This is a genomic window from Commensalibacter papalotli (ex Servin-Garciduenas et al. 2014) (genome assembly GCF_000527695.1).
GTDB classification, from domain to species: Bacteria; Pseudomonadota; Alphaproteobacteria; order Acetobacterales; family Acetobacteraceae; genus Commensalibacter; species Commensalibacter papalotli.
Window position 1 is genome coordinate 330,358 of the sequence record NZ_ATSX01000001.1, and the last position, 24,342, is coordinate 354,699.

The following is a 24,342-nucleotide window of genomic DNA, read 5'->3' on the forward strand; positions in this document are numbered from 1 at the left end:
CATGAATATAGAAGCATTAAGTTTAAATATAGGTATTGATGTGGTTGTTGTTTTTGTATTGCTTATTATTGTAATCATAGTGTTTATGAAGACAATACGTATTGTTCCCCAAGGGCAGCAATTAATTATCGAACGTTTAGGAAAATATAAAGTAACTCTTGGGGCTGGATTAAATATTTTAACACCATTTGTAGATAGGGTTGCGTATCGTTTATCGACTAAAGATCAGATTTTAAATGTGCCTAGTCAAGACGTAATTACCAAAGATAATGCGTTGGTAAAAGTCAATGCAATTTGCTTTATTAAAATTATTGATACTCAAAAAGCAGCATATGGCGTTGAAAATTATGAACAAGCAACGATTAGTCTTGTAATGACCTCTTTACGTGCAACGGTTGGTAAAATGGATCTGGATGAGAGTCTATCTTCAAGAGATGTAATTAAAGCAGAGCTGGTTAAGGCGATGGCAGATCAAATGACAGATTGGGGATTGATTTTACGTTCTATAGAAATTCAAGATATTGCTCCTTCTGCATCAATGCAAGTTGCAATGGAACAACAAGCAGCAGCAGAACGTCATCGTAAAGCAGCCGAAACCCAGGCAGCAGGAAATAAACAGGCTGCGGTTTTGGAGGCTGAAGGAATCAGGCAGTCCATGATTTTGAAGGCTGAAGGGATAAAACAATCAACCATATTAAAAGCTGAGGCAGAGCAAGAGGCCGCGGTAAAGCAAGCTGCTGCTGCAATTTCATTAGCAGAAGGAACGAAAAAGTCTAATGAGTTATTAGCTGAAGGAATGAGCGCAATTGATGGGAAATCAGCTTTAAATTATCAACTTTCCAAGCAATATATTGAGGCTTTGGCACTTCTATTTAAAAGTGAAAGTAATAAAGTGTTAATTATGCCTCCTGAACTTTCGCAATCCATGGGGAATTTAATTAACTCTAGCTTTATCTTGGGTGCTACGAACGAGTTAGATAAACATGAAAACGAAAACAAAAAATAGTAATTATTAAGCCTGTAATACAATCGTACAGGCTTAATTGTTCCCAGTGAAATGTTATTTCATTAACCAGATCGTAATAACCGCCCTGCATTGTTTTTGGCAAATAAAAGTAATAAAGATTCAATCGCTTCTTTTTGTTGTATTGGCGCTTTGGGTTCATATTGGAACCATTGCTCGGCGGATTGCCATGCGCGGTCAATCCATTGTTCTAACCTGATTTCATCAACAACTTTGAAATCAGGCAGTCCTGATTGCCTGCGGCCTGTCACTTCACCACCACCTCTGATTTTAAAATCCTCATCAGCAATTAAAAAACCGTCTTCTGTATCGCGTAATAGAGCAAGGCGTTTTTTTGCGGTAAAATTGATTTTGTCATCATGAAGTAACAAGCAATAAGATTGCTTTTCTCCACGCCCAACGCGCCCTCTTAACTGGTGCAGCTGAGCCAAGCCAAAACGTTCAGCATGTTCGATTACCATGATATTGGCATTGGGAATATTAACACCGACTTCAATGACGGTGGTTGCCACCAAAATTTTCGTTTGATTGTTTGCAAAAGCATCTAAAGCATCTTGTCGTTCTTGGCTGTCTTGTTGCCCATGTGCCAGCCCTACTTTATTTTCTCCAAAATGGTGCTTTAAATCAATAAAGCGATCTTTGGCAGCGGCAAGATCCATGACTTCGCTTTCTTCTACCAAGGGGCAAACCCAAAATATTTGACATCCTTGAGAAATCATACGCTCTACACCCTGCATGATTTGCCCCATGGTGCTTAAATTATGCAAGGTGGTGTGAATGGGTTTACGTCCTGCGGGCTTTTCGGTCAGACGACTTACTTGTAATTCTCCCCACCGTGTTAATAACAAAGTTCTTGGAATAGGGGTGGCGGTCATTACAAGAATGTCGGTATTTTCGCCTTTATCTCCGAGTTTTATACGTTGTTCGACACCAAAACGATGCTGCTCATCAATAATGACCAAAGCAAGATTATGAAATTCAACGCCTTCTTGAAATAAGGCGTGCGTACCAATGGCAATTTTTGCTGTGCCATTATGAAGTTTTTCTAAAACTTCCTTACGCGCATTGCCTTTGACAGAACCGCTGAGGAAAATTGTTTCTGCGGAACATAATTGTGAAAAAAATTCAAAATGTTGCCTAGCTAAGATTTCGGTAGGCGCCATAATTACCGCTTGAAATCCGGCCTCAACCGCATGTAAAGCGGTTAACAAAGCGACAATTGTTTTTCCTGATCCCACATCCCCTTGTAATAAGCGCAACATACGAAAAGGACGTTTTAAATCTTTTTTTATTTCCTTTAATGTTTTTTCTTGGGATTGGGTAAGGGGATAACCAAATTTCTGTAAGGCTTGATTGCAAAGCGTTTGATTGCCAATCAGTGCTCTGCCAGGATTTTTCTGAGTAGCACGCTTAGCCTGACCAATTGCTAATTGTTCGGCAAAAAGCTCATCAAACGCTAATCTTGACCGTGCTCTGCTTTCTGCGGCTTCATAAGATTGATTAACAAAAAGCTCGGGGAAATCACCTGGAAAATGTAAAAGATGTAAAGCCTCTTTAAAGCTGGGCCATTGATTTTTTTGAATAATAAGAGGGTCTATCCATTCTGGTAGTGTGGGGCATTTTGCTAGTGCACTGCGTAAAACTTTATAAAGATTTTTAGGAAACAACCCTGCCGTTAGTGGCCAAATAGGTTCAATTAAAGGAATCATATACTCATTTTGCAAAGGCTCTAGATAATGCGGATTGGTTATTTGTAATCGATTGCCATAAGTTTCCAACGTGCCAGAAACAATAATTTGTGTATTAGGTTTTACTTTTTTAGCCTGCCATTGAGAAAAGAAACTGAGTTCAGCATTTTTTGTGCCGTCAGTAACATGAACGCGCCATGGTTGCTTGCTTCGTAATGGTTTTTCAATGTGAATGACCTGTACCTTTAACGTGGCAATACGTCCTGGAATGGCATTTTGCAATGTTGGGCGATAGCGTCTGTCAATAATGCTTTCAGGAAGGTGAAGCAGTAAATCTATGACACGATGACCACCTGCCGCTTTGGCGATAAGTTGGCTTGTTTTTGGGCCAACACCTTCTAAATTAGATAAAGGTGCTAGTAATGGTACAAGAGCAAGTTGTGTGGTTGATGAAATAGAGGTTTCATCCATGAATGGGCTCGGCTATATATAAGAAAAATAATTTATTAGGACTATAAAGGATAACGCATCATGGATCAAAAAGAAAATATGATGGATCTGGAAATTCGCAAACGTCGTGTATTATATCAGGCTAATCATCGTGGAACATATGAAGCAGACCTTATGATTGGTCGTTTTGCCAGTGAATATGTGCCTGCTATGGACGAGCAAGAATTAGATGTGTTAGAGCATATTATGAGTTTTGATGATGCGGATTTAACTTTGTGGTTGACTGGATTTAAGGAAATACCCACATCATTAAATAGTCCAATGATACAAAAAATGTGTGATTTTGCTAAAACTATTCATTCAAAAGCCTAAGGGGAGCCAATTATAATGGGGGACGCCTTGTCAACACAGTCCAATTTGTTTTTGCCAATATGGGGTGTTCCAGAGGGATATGATGCGTTTTTATTAAAGCGGCATGCTGTGGAATGTTTTGCCAAGGATAAAAAAACATTAGTTCATGTTGCGCGTAATGATGCGGATATGATTCGTATTGCTGATTTATTGAATTTTATTGATCCTAGCCTTGAGGTCTTAAATTTTCCAGGTTGGGACTGTCTGCCATATGATCGAGTTTCTCCCAATAAACGTGTTGTTTCTGAACGTGTAGCAACCTTAACAAGCTTATTAGAACCTGCGACCTCTCCCAGAATAGTTTTAACTACGATTTCCTCACTTTTACAAAAGGTTGCCCCTCGCTCTGTTTTTTCAGGGCGTGCGTTAAGTTTAAAAAAAGGTGATAGTTTAGATCAGGAGTTTCTGATCGACTTACTTGTCTCTCAAGGGTACAACCGCACTGATACAGTAATGGAAGCAGGGGAATTTGCTGTAAGAGGGAATTTGTTTGACATTTACCTTGCGGGTGAGGAAGAGCCTGTTCGTTTAGATTTGTTTGGCGATGAGGTTGATTCTATTCGTTCTTTTGACCCTATCACCCAACGCTCCACAGGTTCTATGGATGCACTGGTTATGCGTCCAACAGCGGATTTTTCTTTGGATGAGGAAAGCATTGCTCGGTTCAGAGTAAAATGGCGAGATTTATTTGGTTTAACGGCAACGAATGATCCTCTTTATGATGCGGTTTCCAGTGGCAGAAGATACCAAGGAATAGAGCATTGGTTGCCTTTATTCCACGAGAAAATGGAAACATTTTTTGATTATGTACCCAAAATGTCTTTGTCTTTTGCTTATCAAGCAGAAGAGGCGTTGCAACCACGGCTTGAAATGATTGCAGATCATTATGAAGCTAGAAAACAGCCAGTAAGGCCTAATGAGGTTCCATATCGTCCTTTACCTTCTGATTATCATTATCTCAATCAAGAGATATGGGATCAGTGTATTGCGTCTTATAAAATCATTTCTTTTCAACCTTTCGCGAAACCTGAAGGTGCCACTGGTGTCGATGTCGGTGGACGCCCAGGTATTATGTTTGCTAAAAGTCTTGCCCCTTCAGAGCGAGAAAATGTCTTTTCTTTATTTGGAAAAAAGGTCTCTGAATGGAGATCTGCTGGTCGTAAAATCTTAATCGCAGCATGGAGTAAAGGTTCAAGAGAGCGTATTGCAACTTTATTAAAAGAACATAAAATCCCTACACAACAGCTCAATAATTGGGGTGAAGTCGAGAAGTCTAATGCGGGCATTGTTAATTTATTAACGATGGGATTAGATAATGGGTTTATTGCTGATAATTTCGTCTTGGTGTCAGAGCAGGATTTGCTTGGTGAGCGGATTTCCCGCCCACACCGTCAACGTAAAAAAGCAGAGCAATTTATATCAGAGGCATCTGAAATCAGTGAAGGCGACTTGGTAGTCCATCAAGAATATGGGATTGGCCAATATCAAGGGCTGGTTAATCTTGATATTGGTAATGCGCCACATGACTGTCTTTCCTTAATGTATTATGGTGAGGAAAAGCTTTTTTTACCCATCGAAAATATTGAGTTATTAAGCCGTTTTGGTTCTGATCAATCTGGTGTAGCTCTTGATCGACTAGGCAGTCCTGCCTGGCAAAAACGTAAAGCTACGATGAAGGCACGAATTCGCGATATGGCGGATGCGTTATTACGTACGGCTGCTACAAGGTTAATGAAAGAGGCTTCTGTTGAAACCCCTCCCGAAGGATTATGGGAAGAGTTTTGTGCAGGGTTTTCCTTTATTGAAACCGAAGATCAATCCAGAGCAGTGGCAGATATTATTCAAGATTTATCCTCTGGCCGTCCAATGGATCGTTTAATTTGTGGTGATGTCGGCTTTGGTAAAACCGAAGTTGCTTTACGTGCTGCTTTTATCGTTGCGATGGGAGGGGCGCAAGTAGCAGTAGTCGTTCCGACGACGTTGCTTGCTCGTCAACATTACCGTACTTTTATCAAGCGATTTGAAGGGTTTCCAATCAAAATTGCGCAATTATCGCGGATGGTAACTGCCAAAGAAGCAACGCAAGTGAAAAAAGATATTGCAGATGGTAATGTGAATATCGTGATAGGTACACATGCTTTGTTGGCTAAGGGCGTGCAGTTTGCAAATATTGGGATGTTAATTATCGATGAAGAACAGCATTTCGGTGTTGCGCATAAAGAAAAGCTCAAGTCTTTACGTGAAGATATTCATGTTTTAACTTTATCAGCAACACCACTCCCCAGAACATTACAGTTATCTTTGACAGGGATGCGTGAGATTAGTTTGATTGCGACACCTCCTGTAGATCGATTAGCTGTCAGAACCTTTATTATGCCTTTTGATCGCGTGGTTATTCGTGAAGCTTTACAAAGAGAGCGCTTTCGAGGTGGACAGGCTTTTTGTGTTGTGCCCAGAGTGCAGGATTTACAACCTTTACAAGAACAACTCTTAGAAATTATTCCAGATTTACGTTTGGTGCAGGCGCATGGTCGCTTAACACCGACCGAGCTGGAACGGGTTATGACAGAATTTAGTGATGGAAAATACGATGTATTGCTTTCAACAAATATTGTTGAAAGTGGCCTAGATATGCCTTCAGTCAATACACTGATTATCTATAAAGCGGATCGTTTTGGTTTAGGACAACTTTATCAGCTCCGCGGGCGTGTTGGGCGTGGAAAGCAACGAGGATATGCTTATTTAACATGGCCACAGCAGCATTTCTTATCCAAGAACTCTGAAAAACGCCTTGAGATCATGCAATCTTTGGATAATTTAGGTGCAGGCTTTACGCTTGCCTCACATGATTTGGACTTGCGTGGAGCTGGAAATTTACTTGGAGAAGAACAATCAGGTCACATTCGTGAGGTTGGGGTTGAGCTTTATCAAAAGATGCTAGAGGAAACAGTTGCTGCATTGCGAGCAGAACGCGATAATCAACCTATCGAGAATCAAGAATGGAGCCCTAATATAGTTCTTGGATTAGCTGTGTTAATCCCAGAGAGTTATGTAACAGATTTGACCGTAAGGTTGGGTTTATATCGTCGTATTGGTAATTTAGTGCAAGATGATGAAATAGAAGCAATGCGTGTTGAGTTAATCGACCGATTTGGTGATCTGCCAGATGAAGTGTCGAATTTATTGGCTATTGTTAAATTAAAAGCATTATGTAAAAAAATGGGTATTCAACGTGTAGACGCCGGCCCAAAAGGGGTTGTAGTTCAGTTTTTAAATAATAAATTCAAGAATCCCGATGGATTAATCCGGTGGGTTGCAGGAATAGGTGAAGGATATATGAAGTTACGTCCAGATGGAAAGCTTGTTTATTTGAGAGAAACTCCGTTTGCAAAGAGAGTGCAAAGAACACAGTTCTTATTAAATAAATTACTGGAAATTTGTAACGATTAATAAACGTTTATTAAATTGAAAAAAGATTTATTAATGATTTATTTATTTTATTAATAAATTATTAACTAAAGAATAATTTCTAAAGAATATTTTTTGTTTTTTATAGTAATATGGTTATAAAAAGCTTTACTTAACTGTTATTATTTTATAAACAGTTAATTATTCTTTACAATTTTTATTTTTATAAGATATTCTTTATTAGAATAAGTATGTTTCAAGATCTTTTTACTATAGCGGTCGGTTGGGTTCATCCATTATGTTGCAAAAAAATATTAATGACCTTTTAGTTTTTTTAAGTGTTGCAAAAGAGCGCAGTTTTACAAAAGCTGCTGCTAAGCTCGGTGTGTCTCAATCTGCGTTAAGTCATACAATGCGCAATTTAGAAGGACGCCTTGGGATTCGTTTGTTGATGCGTACAACACGTAGTGTTGCACCAACAGAGGCAGGGGAGTTGTTATTGAAAAATATCGCTCCTAGAGTTGAGGAGATGGAGCAGGAACTGAGTAGGGTTATTGATTTTAAACAACAACCTGCGGGAACTATTCGTCTTACTGCAGATGAGCATGCTGCTAATTTTATGCTATGGCCGCGACTAAGGAACTTTCTTAGAGATTACCCAGACATTAAACTAGAAATCGATGTTGATTTCGCTTTAAAGGATATTGTGTCAGAACAATATGATGCTGGTGTTCGTTTAGGTGAGTTAGTACATAAGGACATGATTGCTTTGTCAATTAGCCCAGAAATTCGTATGGCTGTGGTGGCATCTCCAGCCTATTTGGAAAAAACTAATATTCCAAAAAAACCAAAAGACTTACTCAAACATCAATGTATCAATTTACGTCTGCCTACTGCAGGGAATTTATATGCGTGGGAATTCGAGGTTAATAAGCGTGAAGTTAAAGTACATGTCGATGGACAATTAATTTGCAATACGTTAACTCAAATGCTGCAAGCTGCTTTTGATGGTTTTGGTTTTGCTTATGTGCCAGAAGATGAAGTTAATATTGCTTTACAACAAGGGCGTTTAGTTAGAGTGTTAGAAGATTTTTGCCCTAATATTCCAGGATATTATTTATATTATCCTAATCGACGTCAGCATAGTTTTGCTTTTTCACTATTCTTGAAAATCTTTCAACAATAAAACACAAAATAGTTTTTATTACTTAATAATAAGCAATCCTGTAATTAGTTATTACCTTATGCTTTGAAAAATGTGAATCAAGAGTATTTATAACAGAATTCTTGTAAAACATTTAACTAAAATAGTAAAATAAAGTACAATTTAAATCAATACTATATACGCTACGATTTGATTTAATTTATCGTAAATTTGACTATTTAGAGGAGCATAAAATGTATGATATTGCCATTGCACGTGCAATACATATTTTATCGATCGTTATTTGGATAGGAGGGGTATGTATGGTGACCACCATTTTGCTTCCTTCATTTCAACGTTACTTTCCTATTAAAGATCGATTAGATATATTTCATAAAGTAGAAGAACGCTTTGCATGGCAAGCAAGACTGGTTGTTTTATTGGCAGGTCTCTCAGGCTTTTATATGGTTTGGCGAATGGCAGCGTGGGGTCGTTTCGAGCATGTTTCTTTTTGGTGGATGCATGCTATGTTATTCGTATGGTTAATCTTTATGTTGATGTTATTTGTTTTAGAACCTTTTTTCTTAGAGAAGAAATTCAAGAAAATATCTAATGAAAGTCCTGAAAAAGCATATAAATTAGTTCAAAGATTACATTGGGTATTGCTTATTTTTAGTTGTGTTACCATTATTGGCGCTGTGATTGGAAGTCATGGTTTTAATATATTGAGTTAAAGGCACAATGGAATGAATGAGATAATTAAGGATATTCTTGTATTTTTAAAGAATATTCCTTTGGGTTGGTTTGATGCTTTCCGTCATTATTTTAACTATCATGGGCGCACGAGCAGAGCTGGGTTTTGGTCTTTTGCAATTTTGAACAGTATAATTGCATTATTATTATATTTTATTAGTTATTATTTTGGCTTAGTTTATCGTATTCAGATTTTCTTTCGATACCTAGATGCTTATTTGTTTTTCACTATCTATACTTTATTGACTCTTATACCATCCTTTTGCTTATGTATCAGACGTTTGCATGATTTAAATCTTAAAGGGTTTTGGTTTTGGATATGGTTAGTAGCTTTGTTTATTTCTTTACCTAATATCTATGTCAATTTTGTCTGTCAGTGGTTTTTATTATTCGTTTCTTGCTATCCTAGCAGTGATAGCACCAGATTTGGTGATAAACCAAAGGCATGGTTTACGACATAAATATCTACAGACAGATAATGCCCGTAGACATTTGTGGTCATTTTACCAAACAGGAATGGGAACGCTGTTTACTTTAAACAGGTTTCCTTGCCAGTCAATATCCCACTCTAGAATGTTATTTCCAGCATTACGCCCAGCGAATTTTGCCAAAATTAACGCTGTTTTTAACCTACTATTATTGGCTTCGTTACTTGCAGTAATTAATGCTTGCATATTCGTAATCCGAAAGGTTCCTTTTGCCGAGGTTAAGGTTGGTTTATTATTTAACGTCACATTACCATTAGCTGTAATAGCAGTTTGATTGTTGCGAAGATCCAAGCTGTTGATTTTCACAGGGAATGAAGCACCCGAAGAGGCTCGATCTGTATTGCCACTGGTTGATGCTAAGATCAAAGGATATACTTGATCTGTTGTTGTAAGGTTAATAGTTCCTTGTTCTGGGATTATGGCAGCGGGAACTTTATGTTGTGATAAGGTGGACAACCCTGAGAAACGAATAACAATTTGAATATTATTGCCCTGACCACTTAATTGGGCATTAAGAGTATTTGCTTTATACAAAACTTTACTGTTTTGAATACGCACATTATTCCACGTAAAGCTGACTTTATTGCCTTTTTTAAGACTTTTGAGTAAAGGGGATAAACTGTCTGTATAGTAAGTTTTGCTACAATCTTTCATCTGATGATTAAGGACAATATTTAATAGCCCTGTAGAAGTAATATTGGTTATTCTTTGTAATTGATCAGCAGATAAAATGTTATTACTTTTGCTAACGTTCAGTTGTTGAGCCGTAAGTTTGACAGCAGGATTGTCCGATGCTTGGACAATATAATTTGTGGCGTTTAATGTATTTGTAGTTGTGCTGCTGCTATCAACATTGATATTGGCACAAAAAGATTGCCATGTTTGTGAAGCGTGTGCTGTGTAAGAGGATAAGCTGCCTGTAGTAAGCAGTCCGAAAAGAGTAAGAAAAGTTATTTTTTTGTTCATCATGCTAAATTTTATAATAAATTATTGATACAATCTAATAAAATATATAGAGGTTTAATGAGATATCAAAGAAAGAATTAAGTTTTCTCTTATATTTTACCTGATCTTATTTAAGGTTACTCTTTATTATGTTTAAATTTATTGATCCTTTTTTGGTTTCATTACTATCAACTTTGTTAATTGCCAGTTTTTTTCCATGTTATGGCAGTGGTGTCGATTTTTTTAATCATTTAGCAATCATAGCAATTGCATTAATGTTCTTTCTGCAAGGTGCGAGGCTTTCTCGCAAAGCAATGCTTGAAGGTTTGTTTCATTGGCGATTACATTTACTTATTTTCCTTTGCACTTTTGCTTTATTCCCAGTTTTAGGCGTAACATTACATTATCTATTTCCCCAACTGTTGGTGCCAGGATTGTGGATGGGGGTTGTCTTTTTATGTTGCTTACCTTCGACCGTACAGTCTTCGATTGCATTTACTTCGATTGCCAAAGGCAATGTGCCAGCAGCAATTTGCTCGGCGACTGCCTCTAATTTAATAGGGGTCTTTATTACACCTTTACTGGCAGGGTTTATTTTTAGCAGCCAAGGGCATATGAAATTAGACGGCACGATTGATATTGTTTATCAGTTATTATTGCCATTTGTTGCAGGACAATTATTACAACCTTGGATAGGGGAGTGGGCCGTTAGAAATAGAAAGCTTCTTTCTTTTTCTGATCGAGGATCAATTCTGATTGTGGTGTATAGTGCCTTTAGTGAAGCTATGAATATGCACTTATGGCAAAAGCTTGATATTCAACAACTATTATATGTCGTTGGTATTGATGTGTTTTTGTTATTTTTGGTTTTAATCATTACTGCAATTGTCAGTAAGTTATTAAAATTCCCTTTGGAAGACCGTATTAGTATTGTTTTTTGTGGTTCTAAAAAGACTCTGGCGTCTGGAGTTCCGATTGCAAATGTATTATTTCCATCCAATATGGTAGGGATGATTATCTTGCCGTTAATGATTTTTCATCAAATCCAACTTTTTATCATCGCAATTTTGGCTAGGTATTGTGCAAAACTGGTTGATAAAAAAGAAAAAACAGAAGACGCGTCTATAAATCAAAGATAAATTAAAAAAACCACTTGCCAAAGCCCTATAAAATCGTATATGAATGTTTTTACAAAATCCGGAGGGGTGGCCGAGTGGTTGAAGGCAGCGGTCTTGAAAACCGCCGTGCGTTAATAGCGTACCGTGGGTTCGAATCCCACCCCCTCCGCCATATATTAAAACTTTCCTTTACATTGAAAATTATATAGTTTTGATGCTATTATTATACGCCAAGAGCGTTGGTGTATAGCAATGAATAATAATGAATTAAATAATTTTTATCGCGAATTTTCACTAAGAACTGATGGTTATATTGAGGCTGGTGATATAGATAACTTAAAGTCTACGGATCAACTATGTGATCAATATATTTTAGAATATCCTCAAATAGCGTATGGTTTTTGGTATTGTAAAGCTAATGTTGCATCTGCGCTCTTGCAGTTAGAGGATTTAAAAGCAGATCTTCAAAATACTGATAGCAAAGTCAAGCAAGCTCCTACTATTCAAATTGATCCAAGCTGGAAGCCCCTTATATATTTGCGCCGAGCGATACAGCACGATAGTTTTCGAAAGTGCCCGTCTAGATTTAAGGCAATGATATTAACGAATACAGGTAATGCTTTATGTGATGCGAGGCGATTTATAGAGGCAATAGAGTATTATGATCGGGCCACTGCTTATATTCCTCTTTTCAGCGTAGCTTTATATAGCCGTGGTAAGACTTTTTATCAATTAGCAAATTGGATGGCTCTTAATCCTGAAATAAAAGTAGATCCAACGGCAATTTATTTTTTATATGTTGAGGCAAAAAATAATTTTGATCAAGCTTTCCAAAAGGGAGCTATTTGGGAAACCCACCCCGATAATATAGAGGCTATGTGTAAAGAATATTATGAGCATTTATTACCGCATATTCATCAAACACAAGCCTTAGGCAAAATTAAAGGTTATAAGTTTCATTCTGATGATTTTTTTAAAGGCTCAGCGAAAAAGATTGCATATAAAAAATGGTCATTAAACGAGCATCTATATCTAGATCAGATTAGTTTGATATCTACCTATGATATCGGTGGGTATGATTATCTGCCTTTACCTCCTCATATATATCGTAAAGGAGAGCAACTGCCAGAGTTCTTTAATTGGTTCAGGTTATTAAAACAAGAATATATTGCGGCACGATATTTGTTATTTCAGGCTATAGAGCTTAAAGATAAAAAGCATTTTGCGGATGAAAATATTGATTTATTTTCATCAAATGAAGCCGAGTTAACATTCTCAGATAATACGGAGAAGCTTTATAAAAGTAATTTTGCATTTAATTTGGAAACAGCTTTAATGAAATCTTCTTTTAGTAAGGCTTATGGTATATTTGATAAAATTGCTGAGTTTATATTTGCTTTTTGGCAATTAGAGGTGAAAAAGAAAAATGGTGAAATAAATAAAGATCCAGTTATTTCTATTAGTAATGTTTGGTATAATAACCTTGAAATTAGACGAGGTTTAAACACAAATTTAGTAAACGAAAATAATTGGTTTTTAAAAGGATTATATCATTTGTCTTATGATATTGTGGGCAAAGAAATACCACAAAAATACATACTTCCAGAGTTTAAACAATTACATGAAATCCGTAATAAATTAGAACATTCGGGAGTTATGATTACCGAAAATGAGCACGCAATATCATCGCGACGATTAATGACGATTTCACGAGAAGAGTTCATAAAGCATAACATATCTCTGTTACGTTTGGTTCGCAATGCGTTGTTTTATCTAAGTATGGCTGTTGGGTTAGATCAATATAATTTTAAGAATAAAAAGTAAATTTTAGCAAATATTTATTAAATTGAGTATATAGAAAGTTTAATTATGAAAGGATTTAATATGGAGTATTCCAAATTTACATTCTTTTGGGAGCATAAAGAAGATGCTATTCACCCAGAGTGTAGTCAATTTTATAAAAGTTCTTTTACAATTGATGGGATTGAATTTAATTGCACTGAACAATGGATGCATTGGAAAAAGGCTATTATTTTTGGAGATCAAGAGATGGCTCAAAAAATCCTTAAAGCCAAGTCTCCGTTTGATCAAAAGAAACTGGGGCGTGAAGTTTCAAATTTTAATGCAGCCATTTGGTCATCTGTTGCTTTTGATATTGTTTTTCGTGGAAATATTGAAAAATTCTCACAAAATCTTCAATTACTTGAACGAATTGCAAAATCCAAAGGAACATTATTGGTAGAAGCTGCTCCTAATGATAAAATATGGGGGATTGGACTTGAGGCTTCTGACCCTAAAGCTATGGATAAAACGCAATGGCAAGGCCAGAATTTGTTAGGGATTATTGTTACTCGGGTAAGAGATATTTTATGCGTTGAAAGTTAAGGTTTTTTCAAGCTTGCAGTTTTTTCTTTTTTCCATATGTTAAGAAATAGGCTTTAAAGGGATAATGTGATGAATGATAATAAAGATGATTTTGGCATCAAGGAAAAATATGAATATGAGCTGCCAGGGGAGCCATTGAACCCTACTGGTGAACCACTAGGAAAATCATTTTTTTCTAACCCTTCGGCAGTTCCCTCTGATGTAAAATACATTGACCCTAATGAGTATTCAGGTCTGGGATATTTTAAATATTGGTTTATTGCATGTATTGTAATGTTGGTTCTCGGATTGACTTTTGAATTTGGGATTTTAGGCAAAGATGGAAAAGAAGGACCTTTATGTCGGTACCTTCCCAAAAACAAGGTTTGTTATTATTTGGCAGGGCCAGCACCTAAACCAGCACCTGTAACGTCTTCTACAAAATAGGGTATTACTCTGGTGTTGCCTCGGGTTTTTTATTGGCTCGTTGAACGGTCAAACGTTTAATGACTGGAACCATTAATTCGCTGATTTCTTGATACGCTTTTGCAGCAATGCTGTCTGGATCTTGTGCAACAATTGGCACGCCAACATCTGCACCACTGCGAATAGCTGGAATTAATGGAATTTCACCTAAGAAAGGAAAGCCTAAATTATTAGCTTCTTTTTTTGCACCATTTTCGCCGAAGATATAGGTTTTTTCGTTACAACATGGGCAAGAAAAATAAGCCATATTTTCAACTATACCTAATATAGGAGTCTTAGCTTTTTGGAACATAGCAATACCACGTCTTGCATCCAGTAAAGCAACGTCTTGAGGTGTAGAAACAATGATTGCACCATCAATTTGAATGCTTTGGGTTAAAGTCAGTTGCACATCGCCAGTCCCAGGAGGGGTATCAACAAGTAATATATCCAACTCTCCCCATTTGACGTCAGATAAAAGTTGTTTAATAGCGCCCATAACCATTGGGCCACGCCAAATCAAGGCTTGCTCGGGGGGAACCAACATTCCAATAGACATTGCAGAAATTCCCCAAGCAGTCATAGGGATCAATTTATGATTAATAACTTCGACTTGACCTTCTAGACCTAACATATGGGGAACAGAGGGACCATAAACATCGGCATCCATTAATCCTACTTTAAGTCCTTGATTAGCCAAACTTACAGCAAGGTTAATGGCAGTAGACGACTTTCCTACGCCTCCTTTACCAGAGGCAACGGCAATAATACATTTAACATCTTGTAAAGCTTCAATAGGGCCTGTTGGTTTAATCGGAGCATGTTTATGGGCTTGATGCGGTGTGGCGGGTTTTTGCTGAGCTGCATTGGCACTTGCAGCTTGACGAGGGGGAAATACTAAACGCTTATTGTTTCCTTCACCTGTATTAAGAAAGACGCGGGCTTGCACGATACCTTCGATTTGTTGTAAACGATGCTCAACTTTGGCACGCAAGGGTTCTGCAGCATCTTCGGGAACCTTGGCAATATTTAAAGTTAGATGTATTTTTTGCCCTTCAATTATCATATTTTCAATGATATTTGCATCAAGCAAACGTGTATTAGGCGACCATGGTAAAGTAAAGTCTGATAGAGCTTGGTGAATAGTTTGCTGATTGATGGAAACTGGGCTAGTCATCATGATACTTTCAAAAGGCAGAAGCGTGAAAAAATGATTGTAAAAAGATTTTATAGAACAGTATATAATAATAAATAATTTTTTTGTGTTTATTTTATATCTTCCTTTATAAGATGCAATAGGAAGTTACGCTCATTATTTTATTATAAAGGACTGGAATCCTGTCTACTCAACCAACAAAACCAGGCAGAGATCATCGTATTGATGCTTTGCGAGGCTTGGCATTGATTATGATGTATGTGGATCATATTCCAGAGGATCTTTTAAATCGGTTTACCATGCGTAATATTGGGTTTGCTGATGCAGCAGAGATCTTTGTTCTGCTTGCAGGATATGCGTCTTGGTTGGCTTATGGTAGGAAAGTTTCAAAAGACGGATTATGGGGTGTCTGTAAAAAGATTTTACATCGCTGTTGGAAAATCTATTTATTTCAAATGGGTCTGGTTTTAATTAGCTTGCTCAGTATTTATCAATGGCGACGTTTTTGGGTGTTGCCAGTAGATTTTTTAGAACCAGAACTGGCACATGGTTACAGCATTGCTAGGGAAATATGGCGATTACTGTTGTTGGATGCTTTGCCTAGTAATCTTAATATCTTACCACTTTATATTATTTTACTCGGAATATTCCCTTTATTATATTTATTGATACGTTGGCGATGGTGGTTGGCATTGGGGCTCAGCTTTCTACTTTGGCTTGGGGTGAATATCGACCCTTGGTTTAATTTCCCTAATTGGCTTGATCCTGATGGATGGTTTTTTAATCCTCTTGCTTGGCAATTTCTATTTACGATTGGCATTTATGGTGCGATCACCGCTGGAAAACACCACGGGGATTTCCCTTCAATTCCGTGGTTAAAATGGGGTTTAGGGCTTTATTTGCTTTTTTCATTCTTTGAGGCTTTTCCTTGGGAATATTGGGGATTGCCTGATCTAAGATTACTGCATGTGTCTGTACCAGCAAAGGCATACTTATCCCCATTACGGTTACTGGATGTTGTAGCAATATTCTATTTAGTACAATCTTCTGGATGGGCAAAGCGTTTCTCAGAAGGAAAAATTGGACAGTTTTTAGCTTTATATGGACGGCATTCTTTAGAGGTTTTTTCATTAAGCACTGTGTTTGATCTTTGGGGGCGTTTGATGTTTGCTAGTTGGGGAGAGAGTTGGACATTGCAATTTGTCGTAAATTGTATTGGTGTTTCTCTTTTATATATTTTAGCTGTTTATTTAGATAAAAAAAGAACCAAAGCAAAGGCTATGCAAAAAGCTAACAATTCTTAAAAGAAAAACAGTATATTTTGATTATTGAATTGCTTTCTTAATGGTTTACTTTTAAAGGATCTTAGCTATAATTTTTTAGCTGAATAATTAGCCTATAGAGTTTTGTAGGCTTTCATGAATTTTGAAATCCTCATTCTGAACGGGAAAATAGGCGAATGAAAATACGCACAAGCTCCTTGATACAATCATGTTGTTTGTTGTTAATAGGAACAACCTGTTTATTTCCTGTATCACAAGTGAAAGCACAGTTTTCTCTTTCTTCACTTTCTTTTCTTACCAAGAATGATCATACACAACGTCAATATCAGCATGTACCAGACAGTTTTGCCGATTTGGCAGAAAAATTATTACCCACTGTTGTTAATATCTCAACTAGTAAAGTTATCAAGCCAGGTCAGACAACGGATGATGATGAAGACGATGATGATGAAGACGATGATAACAGCGTAGCACCAGATCCGAATTCGCCCTTTGAAAAATTTTTTCGTAATTATATGAATCGTCGAGGGATTCCAGATGATGGGAACAATCACTTACAGGCCTTAGGATCTGGTTTTATTGTTGATCCAACGGGGTGGATAGTAACCAATTATCATGTCATCAAAGATGCCGATCAAATTATGGTCACTTTACAAAATAATCATATGTTAAAAGCAACGTTGAAAGGGTTTGATGAACGGACAGATTTGGCATTATTAAAGATCAATTCCAAAACACCTTTGACAGCAACCCATTTCGGTAATAGCGATCAGTCCAGAGTAGGGGATTGGATCTTGGCTATTGGTAATCCTTATGGATTATCTGGCACTGTGACATCGGGGATTATATCTTCACGAGGAAGAGATATAGAACAAGGCCCTTATGATGATTTTATCCAAACAGATGCACCAATAAACAAAGGAAATTCTGGTGGTCCTATGTTTAACATGAAGGGCGATGTTATTGGAATTAATACGGCTATTTTCTCGCCTTCTGGAGGGTCAATTGGCATTGCTTTTGCCATACCTTCTAATGAAGCTAAGAATATTATCGATCAATTAAAAGAAAAAGGTCATGTTGCCAGAGGGTGGGTTGGTATTCGTATTCAGGAGGTCAGTGAAACTATTGGGGATAGTTTAAATGTCCAACCGTTCCAAGGGGCTTTGGTCGTTCAAGTTGATCCTGCTGGTCCTGCTGCCAAAGCGGGAATCAAAGCTGGAGATGTTATCCAAAATTTAAATGGTAATGAGGTTACTGCGCATTCTATGCCACGTTTAATTGCTCAAATGCCTGCAGGAAACAAAGTAACCCTAGGCGTATTAAGGCAAGGTAAAGTCCTTGATTTGCCAATTACAGTTGCAAGTCTAGTCGAAGACGGTACAACCCAACCAGATACACATCACGAAGCTCAAATTGAAAAAAATAAAACTATTTTATTAAAAGATTTAGGATTTTCAGTCAGTAATATGACTGACCTTTTAAGGCAAAAATATAATCTTGCTGAAAAGCAGCAAGGGATAGTCATTGTTGCAACAGATGGCCGTAAAGGGAAAAATACGGCAGATATCAAAGTTGGTGATGTGATTGTTGGCACGAATAAAAGTAATATTACACAGGTTGCAGAATTACAAAAAGAGATTATCTTATTTAAACAAGAAAGCAAAAAGAAAGCACTTAAAAATCCTAGAATGCTATTGCTTATCCAAAGTGGGGATGCTTTGCGTTGGATTGCTGTTCCTGTAAATGATAAGAAAAAATGATTCTAATTGTTTGAAATGAATCAAGTATAAACTAATCCGATGAATGTGAAAAATGGTGTTTCAAAGCCTAAAAAAGCATGAAATTTACTCTGCTTTACAGCAGAGTTTACGCTTGCTGTTGTCAATTGCTTTATCTAGCTTAATTGCTTATGTCTGTAAGCTACATGAACCTTATTGGGCGTTAATAACGTCAGTCATTGTGACACAAAGTCGTATTGTTCAGACATTACAGACCAGTCGAGATCAACTTGTTGGTGCTTTGATTGGTGGGGCGGCAGGGTTAATAGCCATCCTTTTACAAGAATATTCACAATGGCCTTCTTTGATTGTTTTTACGATTGTCATTATTCCGATGGTGGCTTTGGTTGCATGGCGGCCTTCTATGCGTCTGGGTGTTGTAACACTTGCAGTAGTGTTTTTATTTCCATCTCCGGGAGGAATGTTTGAGCGTCCCTTTGACCGTATATTCTCTATTATTGTTGGTGTTATTGCATCTTTGATTGCCAGCTACTTGATTTTGCGTCCTCAGGCAAGGTGTAGTGCCTTTATTCACGCGCGCGTTGCTTTTGATAAAATACATATCTTGTTACATTCCGTACTCACCTCTCATATTGTTTGGGAAGAAGTTGAATCAATGAATGATGAGGTCACTGCAGAATTAAGAGATGTTGTCAGTGAAATTGCCGAGGCACGTAAAGAGCATCCTAATTATACTCTGGAACATTCAGATCCAACTTTGGTAAGGGTTTATCCAATTTTGAGACGTTTACAAAGTGATACTATCTTTGTTGCCAGAGCGATGGATGAATATCATCAAGGTTTACCTGATGAAACCAGAGATATTCTTAAAAATGCACTCAATGAGATTTTTGAACGTTTTATTTTTTTATGCGAAGAACAAGCAGGGCACACTGAGCCGTTTTTTTGTTCGAAACAAAAGGACAGTTTTGAAGGAATGGTTGAGCCAATTTTAACAGAAATGAAGAAAGGATGCCCACCAACAATACAATTTACTTTGGAAGCCTTGTGTCAAGATCTTGTTCGTGGGCATGATGTTTTTATGTATTCAAAAAAGTTACGAGCTTCTTCCTAGTCAACATTATTTATAAGAATGTAACTCTTCTTCGTTTAATTCTCTGGCTTCCTCGACAATCATAACAGGAATACCCTCTTTGACAGGATATGCCAAAGCAGCTTGGCAACTGATCAGTTCATTTTTTTCTCTGTCATAAATTAAAGGTCCTTTGGTTAAAGGGCATACAAGAATTGAAAGTAAGCGTTGATCAAGAGGTGGGGAAGAAGATTGATCTGTCATGGGAACCTTGCGATAGATAAAAATGAGAATTAAAGAGCAGCTTTAAAACTGCTCAGGAGATAATTAAGAGAAAAGAATGCTTGATAAGCGTCTTCTGGCATTTAAAGAGGCCTCATCATCTAGCCCCCATGCTTCAAACAAGCGTAATAACTGCTTTTTAGCAGCTTCATCATTCCAAGTACGATCTTTTTTGATAATCTCTAACAGCTCATCAGCTGCCTCTTGGCGTTTACCAGCAGCATTATAAGCCGTGGCCAAATCATAACGCGCTTGGTGATCATCGGGATTGGCGGCGACTTTATCAAGAAAGGTTTGAAGCTCGCTTTGTGCCTTTGTACCTTCGATAGCTAAATCAATTGCTGCTTTTGCTCTGGTGATTTCAGGATTTTCTAGCAAGTTTTCTGGAACTTGTTCCATAACTTCTTGGGCAGCTTCTGGGCCAGAATGAGCCAGTAAAGAGCGAATCATACCGCCCCAAGCTTCTGGTTTTTCAGGTTCCAGTTCCAAAGCTTGAGAATATGCTCCCATTGCTTCTTCATATTGGTTATTTTCGAGGAATTCTTTGCCTTGTTCGATGAAATCTGCACTGGGCATCGCAGATCCAGCCGTTTTTAAAACTTGATCTAGGAATTTTTGAATAGCACTTTCGGGTTGCACACCTTGAAATAAATCAACAATCTGTCCTTGCCAAAAAGCTGCGACCAAAGGAATAGACTGAATAGGTAGACCAATTTGTGCAAGCTGTTGTGCCAAAGCCTGGTTTTCATCAATATTCAGTTTAACTAATTTGACTCGCCCTTTGGCAGCAGTAACGACTTTTTCTAGAACAGGTGTTAATTGTTTGCAAGGACTGCACCAATCTGCCCAAAAATCAACCAAAACAGGAATGGTATTACTGCCATCCAGAACTTCTTGCATAAAGTTATTTTGATTACCATCGATAATGATGCTTTGATTGGATGAAGATGAAGCAACAGCAGAGCCGTCTTCTGTTAAAAGCTGTGCGGGGGAAGTAGGAGAGCTGTTAAAAGGCGTCATAGATTTGTCATATCCCGTATAAAAGAAGCATATCAAAAATGATACAAGTTTTATAATTTCTTTGAAAATTAAAGTGTTGGTTAAAAACATCTAATTTTAAAGTGTTAGGTTTATTATATCAATAAGGATATTCATAAACAAAAATAAAATTAATTTTTTCTAATTTTATTATTTTTCTCTTGCAAGGTTTTCAAAAATCTCTTAAAAGCAATTTACGCAATACAAAGCGGGCGTAGCTCAGGGGTAGAGCACAACCTTGCCAAGGTTGGGGTCGTGGGTTCGAATCCCATCGCCCGCTCCAGATTATTTAATCTGCAGCGATTTTCCATAAAATTAATTTAATAGCATTTATTATATACTCGTATTGTGCTAAACAATATTGTAACATTTTCGCAATGTATGATTTGGTTATTTGTTTTGTATTTTATAATAATTATACTGTTCACTGTGTTCTTTTGAGAGCGTTATAATGGATTTTAACATAAGCAGCAAATTACTTGAACGAATGTGGGAAACTATAGAGAAAACTGGTATCGCTATATTCAGACCTTGGGTAATGAAAAGGGATGCAAAGGCACGTTTACATATAGAAAATTTGGATAAATTATTAAATGTTCAGCTTGAAAAGCGTACTAATCAATTAAAACAAGATTCAACAAATATCAGCATCAATATAGATTCTATTGAAAAAATTTTAGTTCAAGATCCAACGTCTATAGATGTTGATGTAAAAGTTAGAAAAGAGCCTTATTTAAATGTAATAGCGCATCAAATAACAGAAAATATGGTGCAAAGAGAAATTCAAAAAGAAATTAATCTTGCCAATACATTAAAGGTTACAGCAGAAATTCTGTTACAAGATGATGGCGAACCTCCGACAGAACAGGTTGAACAGGATTGGATTGATCGTTTTAGAGAGGTAGCATCCAATACAACGACAGAGGAAATCCAACAATTATGGGGCAGAATTCTTGCCGGGGAAATTAAATCCCCAGGAAAACATTCGTTAAGAACGTTAGAATTTATAAAAAATCTTTCTCAAAAAGAATCTCAACAAATAGAGAAACTCTTTAGTTTTGTTATAGGTGGTAATGGAGTTGTTAGTAGTTGGGAGTGGTATGAAGTATTTCCAAGAGATGTGTTGGGTCAATTATCATTGGATTATCTTTATGACATGCAATCTTTAGGGATAATTACTGGTGTTGGGTTGAATCAAAGTATGTTGATTCGCCCACATTACGATCAAGATGTAAAGTATTATAGAATTTCTTTTAAAAATTGTAATTGTCTATGTGATAGCTACATTTTTAAACATGATGATGATAAAAACATAGACTTTTATGGCTATAAATTAACAAAACTAGGAGAAGAATTATACGATTTATGCTCTTTGGAAACAGATGTTGATTATTTAAATTACATTGTACAATCTTTAGAAGAACAGGGTTTTAAGAAAATTCCTCAAAATAAGATAAAATTAGATTTTGAATAATTACTCTCTTGCATAATTATAAAAAATATCGTAAATAACCTCTACGTTCAGAGCGGGCGTAGCTCAGGGGTAGAGCACAACCTTGCCAAGGTTGGGGTCGTGGGTTCGAATCCCATCGCCCGCTCCAATTTATTTATGCTTTTAATAATAAAGCAATATTCCATAAAATTTATTTATAACAATGAATATTTATGCTTTTCATCAAATGAAAATATAACTAGATTTTTTAATCCAAAGTTAATAGCTGTAAAAAAATTAACTCAAATACAAACACAATGTTATAAAGCAACCAAAGGTCCTTGGAAATTATATGTTGAGGATAGGGATCATGAATGTATTTCTAATTTTAATTATGACAGCAGAGAATGATATTGAGCTATTAGGGGTTATTTGTGAAGATCAGGATTTTATAGCTCATGCTCGTCAAGATATTCCAAAATCAATTGAAGAAATCAAATTGTTGAGATGGCAATTTTAAATTGAATTTTTACAGATATGAAGGATTATCCATATCTGTAACGTTTTATATTTTTATAAAATAGCCAACGCCTGATCTAGATCAGCAATAATGTCCGCAGCGTTTTCGATACCTATTGATAAACGAACGACGTCAGGTCCTGCACCAGCAGCGATCTTCTGAGCATCAGTTAATTGGCGATGCGTAGTAGAGGCGGGATGAATAACCAAAGACCGTGTATCCCCAATATTAGCTAGTAATGAAAATAGCTCTAATTTAGAGACGAATTGAACACAAGCATCATATCCACCTTTAATACCAAAGGTAAACACAGAGCCTGCACCTTTGGGGGCGTATTGCAGTTGCAATGCGTGGTATGGATTTCTTTTTAATCCAGGATAGGAAACCCAAGAAACTTTGGGATGTTTTTCCAGATAACTTGCCACTTCCATTGCATTGTCACAGTGACGTTGCATCCTTAAAGGCAAGGTTTCAATACCAGTTAATAGCAAAAAAGCATTAAATGGAGAGATGGTTGGTCCAAAATCGCGCATTCCTAAAATACGAGCCGCAAGCGCAAAAGCCATATTTCCAAAAGCTTCACTGGCGACAAGGCCAGCATAATCAGGGCGAGGCTCGGTGATTTTAGTGAATTTACTTGATTTTTTCCAATCAAAATTCCCACCATCAACAATAACGCCTCCCATAGAGTTACCATGCCCACCTAAAAATTTTGTTAAAGAGTGCACTACGATATTGGCACCATGTTCAAATGGGCGAATTAAATATGGGGTGGCCATTGTATTATCGACAATCAGGGGGATATTGTGCTTTTGTGCGATCTTGGCAATTTTTTCAATATCAACAATAATCCCACCTGGATTAGCAAAACTTTCGATAAAAATAGCACGCGTACGATCATCAATGACGGTTTCAAAAGTAGATACATCATCCGCATCAGCAAAACGAACATGCCAATCAAAAGACTTAAAAGAGTGAACAAATTGATTAATTGAACCGCCGTAAAGCTGACGTGCCGCTATAAAATTATCGCCTGGCTCCATTAATGTATGAAATGTTAGAAATTCAGCTGCATGACCTGAGGCAGTTGCCAATGCAGCGCTTCCGCCTTCCAAAGCTGTGATACGCTCTTCTAATACAGCTTGGGTAGGGTTTGTAATGCGGCTATAAATATTACCAGGATCAGCAAGTGCAAAACGGTTGGCTGCTTGATCGACATCATCAAAAACATACGCAGTCGTTTGGTAAATTGGGGTTGCCCTTGCACCAGTAGTGGGATCAGGGCTGGCACCCGCATGCACAGATAGGGTTTCAAATTGCGGCTTTTGCTTCATGGTTAAGTTCCTTATAGTTTGGATCATGTGGTTTTTGCGCAAATTAAAGTATAGCCAGAGTTGTTGTGATTTATCAAAAATAATTTCGATTATTCCTTTTTATAAAGGTAGATCGTTAGATTATTTTACAATGCTGTTTAACTCTGATTCAAAATGATATGTTCATCATTTACATATAAAATACCTATTTACAAAATATCAATCATTACAGGAAGATATATGAATAAT

General features: G+C 37.0%; 21 protein-coding genes and 3 tRNA genes. 18 read left to right on the forward strand and 6 right to left on the reverse strand.

Annotation, left to right across the window (positions count from 1 at the left end):
- Position 1 precedes the first annotated feature (1 nt).
- Entirely contained in the window at positions 2-1,006 is a 1,005-nt protein-coding gene (locus COMX_RS01490; RefSeq protein ID WP_051461772.1) for an SPFH domain-containing protein, read from the forward strand.
- A 62-nt stretch (positions 1,007-1,068) separates the two neighbouring features.
- On the opposite strand, the gene recG is transcribed toward COMX_RS01490, so the two are convergent.
- Positions 1,069-3,183: an ATP-dependent DNA helicase RecG gene (recG, locus tag COMX_RS01495; RefSeq protein ID WP_034336233.1), complete on the reverse strand. Its 2,115-nt coding sequence runs from the start codon at positions 3,181-3,183 to the stop codon at positions 1,069-1,071.
- 60 nt (positions 3,184-3,243) lie between these two features.
- Between recG and COMX_RS01500 the strand changes: the two genes are divergently transcribed.
- The 5 genes from COMX_RS01500 to COMX_RS01520 all read left to right on the forward strand — a co-directional run bounded on the left by COMX_RS01500 (position 3,244) and on the right by COMX_RS01520 (position 9,339).
- Positions 3,244-3,534, forward strand: coding sequence for an FAD assembly factor SdhE (locus COMX_RS01500; RefSeq protein ID WP_034336235.1), 291 nt, complete (start codon positions 3,244-3,246; stop codon positions 3,532-3,534).
- A 15-nt stretch (positions 3,535-3,549) separates the two neighbouring features.
- Positions 3,550-7,023 (forward strand): transcription-repair coupling factor, encoded by a 3,474-nt coding sequence (gene mfd, locus COMX_RS01505; RefSeq protein ID WP_051461773.1) that lies wholly within the window; start codon positions 3,550-3,552, stop codon positions 7,021-7,023.
- Between the two features lie 256 nt (positions 7,024-7,279).
- Positions 7,280-8,167 (forward strand): LysR family transcriptional regulator, encoded by an 888-nt coding sequence (locus tag COMX_RS01510; RefSeq protein ID WP_034336237.1) that lies wholly within the window; start codon positions 7,280-7,282, stop codon positions 8,165-8,167.
- Positions 8,168-8,379: 212 nt separating this feature from the next.
- Positions 8,380-8,859: a membrane protein gene (locus tag COMX_RS01515; RefSeq protein ID WP_034336239.1), complete on the forward strand. Its 480-nt coding sequence runs from the start codon at positions 8,380-8,382 to the stop codon at positions 8,857-8,859.
- 12 nt (positions 8,860-8,871) lie between these two features.
- Positions 8,872-9,339 carry a DUF805 domain-containing protein gene (locus tag COMX_RS01520; RefSeq protein WP_034336242.1) on the forward strand — a complete coding sequence of 156 codons (468 nt, stop codon included), beginning with the start codon at positions 8,872-8,874 and terminating at the stop codon, positions 9,337-9,339.
- A gap of 42 nt (positions 9,340-9,381) precedes the next feature.
- Here the strand turns inward: COMX_RS01520 and COMX_RS01525 are convergent, their stop codons facing one another.
- A complete protein-coding gene (locus tag COMX_RS01525) occupies positions 9,382-10,332 on the reverse strand; it encodes a hypothetical protein (RefSeq protein ID WP_152534140.1) in 951 nt (316 codons plus the stop codon).
- A gap of 128 nt (positions 10,333-10,460) precedes the next feature.
- Here COMX_RS01525 and COMX_RS01530 point away from each other — a divergent pair, with 128 nt between their 5' ends.
- From COMX_RS01530 to COMX_RS01550, 5 genes are all read left to right on the forward strand, one after another.
- Positions 10,461-11,450, forward strand: coding sequence for a bile acid:sodium symporter family protein (locus COMX_RS01530; RefSeq protein ID WP_200867590.1), 990 nt, complete (start codon positions 10,461-10,463; stop codon positions 11,448-11,450).
- Between the two features lie 60 nt (positions 11,451-11,510).
- Positions 11,511-11,601, forward strand: a tRNA-Ser gene (locus COMX_RS01535).
- An 80-nt stretch (positions 11,602-11,681) separates the two neighbouring features.
- Complete coding sequence (locus COMX_RS01540) at positions 11,682-13,253, forward strand: LA2681 family HEPN domain-containing protein (RefSeq protein ID WP_034336250.1); 1,572 nt, start codon at positions 11,682-11,684, stop codon at positions 13,251-13,253.
- Between the two features lie 60 nt (positions 13,254-13,313).
- Positions 13,314-13,814 (forward strand): NADAR family protein, encoded by a 501-nt coding sequence (locus tag COMX_RS01545; RefSeq protein ID WP_034336252.1) that lies wholly within the window; start codon positions 13,314-13,316, stop codon positions 13,812-13,814.
- 69 nt (positions 13,815-13,883) lie between these two features.
- On the forward strand, positions 13,884-14,240 hold the full coding sequence (locus COMX_RS01550; RefSeq protein WP_034336254.1) for a hypothetical protein: 357 nt from the start codon (positions 13,884-13,886) through the stop codon (positions 14,238-14,240).
- 4 nt (positions 14,241-14,244) lie between these two features.
- Here the strand turns inward: COMX_RS01550 and COMX_RS01555 are convergent, their stop codons facing one another.
- Positions 14,245-15,435, reverse strand: a complete 1,191-nt coding sequence (locus tag COMX_RS01555) for an Mrp/NBP35 family ATP-binding protein (protein WP_034336257.1) — start codon at positions 15,433-15,435, stop codon at positions 14,245-14,247.
- A gap of 200 nt (positions 15,436-15,635) precedes the next feature.
- Between COMX_RS01555 and COMX_RS01560 the strand changes: the two genes are divergently transcribed.
- The 3 genes from COMX_RS01560 to COMX_RS01570 all read left to right on the forward strand — a co-directional run bounded on the left by COMX_RS01560 (position 15,636) and on the right by COMX_RS01570 (position 19,550).
- Positions 15,636-16,718: an OpgC family protein gene (locus COMX_RS01560; protein ID WP_051461774.1), complete on the forward strand. Its 1,083-nt coding sequence runs from the start codon at positions 15,636-15,638 to the stop codon at positions 16,716-16,718.
- Between the two features lie 155 nt (positions 16,719-16,873).
- Entirely contained in the window at positions 16,874-18,457 is a 1,584-nt protein-coding gene (locus tag COMX_RS01565; RefSeq protein WP_235176732.1) for a Do family serine endopeptidase, read from the forward strand.
- Positions 18,458-18,509: 52 nt separating this feature from the next.
- Complete coding sequence (locus COMX_RS01570; protein WP_051461775.1) at positions 18,510-19,550, forward strand: FUSC family protein; 1,041 nt, start codon at positions 18,510-18,512, stop codon at positions 19,548-19,550.
- Positions 19,551-19,556: 6 nt separating this feature from the next.
- Here the strand turns inward: COMX_RS01570 and COMX_RS01575 are convergent, their stop codons facing one another.
- Together COMX_RS01575 and COMX_RS01580 are read right to left on the reverse strand one after the other, a co-directional pair.
- The gene (locus COMX_RS01575) at positions 19,557-19,772 is read right to left on the reverse strand and encodes a Trm112 family protein (RefSeq protein WP_034336260.1); all 216 of its coding nucleotides are present in this window, start codon (positions 19,770-19,772) and stop codon (positions 19,557-19,559) included.
- A 63-nt stretch (positions 19,773-19,835) separates the two neighbouring features.
- Positions 19,836-20,810 carry a thioredoxin family protein gene (locus tag COMX_RS01580; protein WP_034336263.1) on the reverse strand — a complete coding sequence of 325 codons (975 nt, stop codon included), beginning with the start codon at positions 20,808-20,810 and terminating at the stop codon, positions 19,836-19,838.
- A gap of 226 nt (positions 20,811-21,036) precedes the next feature.
- On the opposite strand from COMX_RS01580, the gene COMX_RS01585 reads away from it, so the two are divergent.
- From COMX_RS01585 to COMX_RS11165, 4 genes are all read left to right on the forward strand, one after another.
- Positions 21,037-21,111 (forward strand) — tRNA-Gly (locus COMX_RS01585).
- A gap of 168 nt (positions 21,112-21,279) precedes the next feature.
- Positions 21,280-22,302 carry a DUF2806 domain-containing protein gene (locus COMX_RS01590; protein ID WP_084051486.1) on the forward strand — a complete coding sequence of 341 codons (1,023 nt, stop codon included), beginning with the start codon at positions 21,280-21,282 and terminating at the stop codon, positions 22,300-22,302.
- 52 nt (positions 22,303-22,354) lie between these two features.
- Positions 22,355-22,429: transfer RNA gene (locus COMX_RS01595), tRNA-Gly, on the forward strand.
- Positions 22,430-22,630: 201 nt separating this feature from the next.
- Positions 22,631-22,780, forward strand: a complete 150-nt coding sequence (locus COMX_RS11165; protein ID WP_200867591.1) for a hypothetical protein — start codon at positions 22,631-22,633, stop codon at positions 22,778-22,780.
- A gap of 53 nt (positions 22,781-22,833) precedes the next feature.
- Here the strand turns inward: COMX_RS11165 and COMX_RS01605 are convergent, their stop codons facing one another.
- Positions 22,834-24,114 carry an O-acetylhomoserine aminocarboxypropyltransferase gene (locus tag COMX_RS01605; RefSeq protein ID WP_034336269.1) on the reverse strand — a complete coding sequence of 427 codons (1,281 nt, stop codon included), beginning with the start codon at positions 24,112-24,114 and terminating at the stop codon, positions 22,834-22,836.
- Positions 24,115-24,342 lie beyond the last annotated feature (228 nt).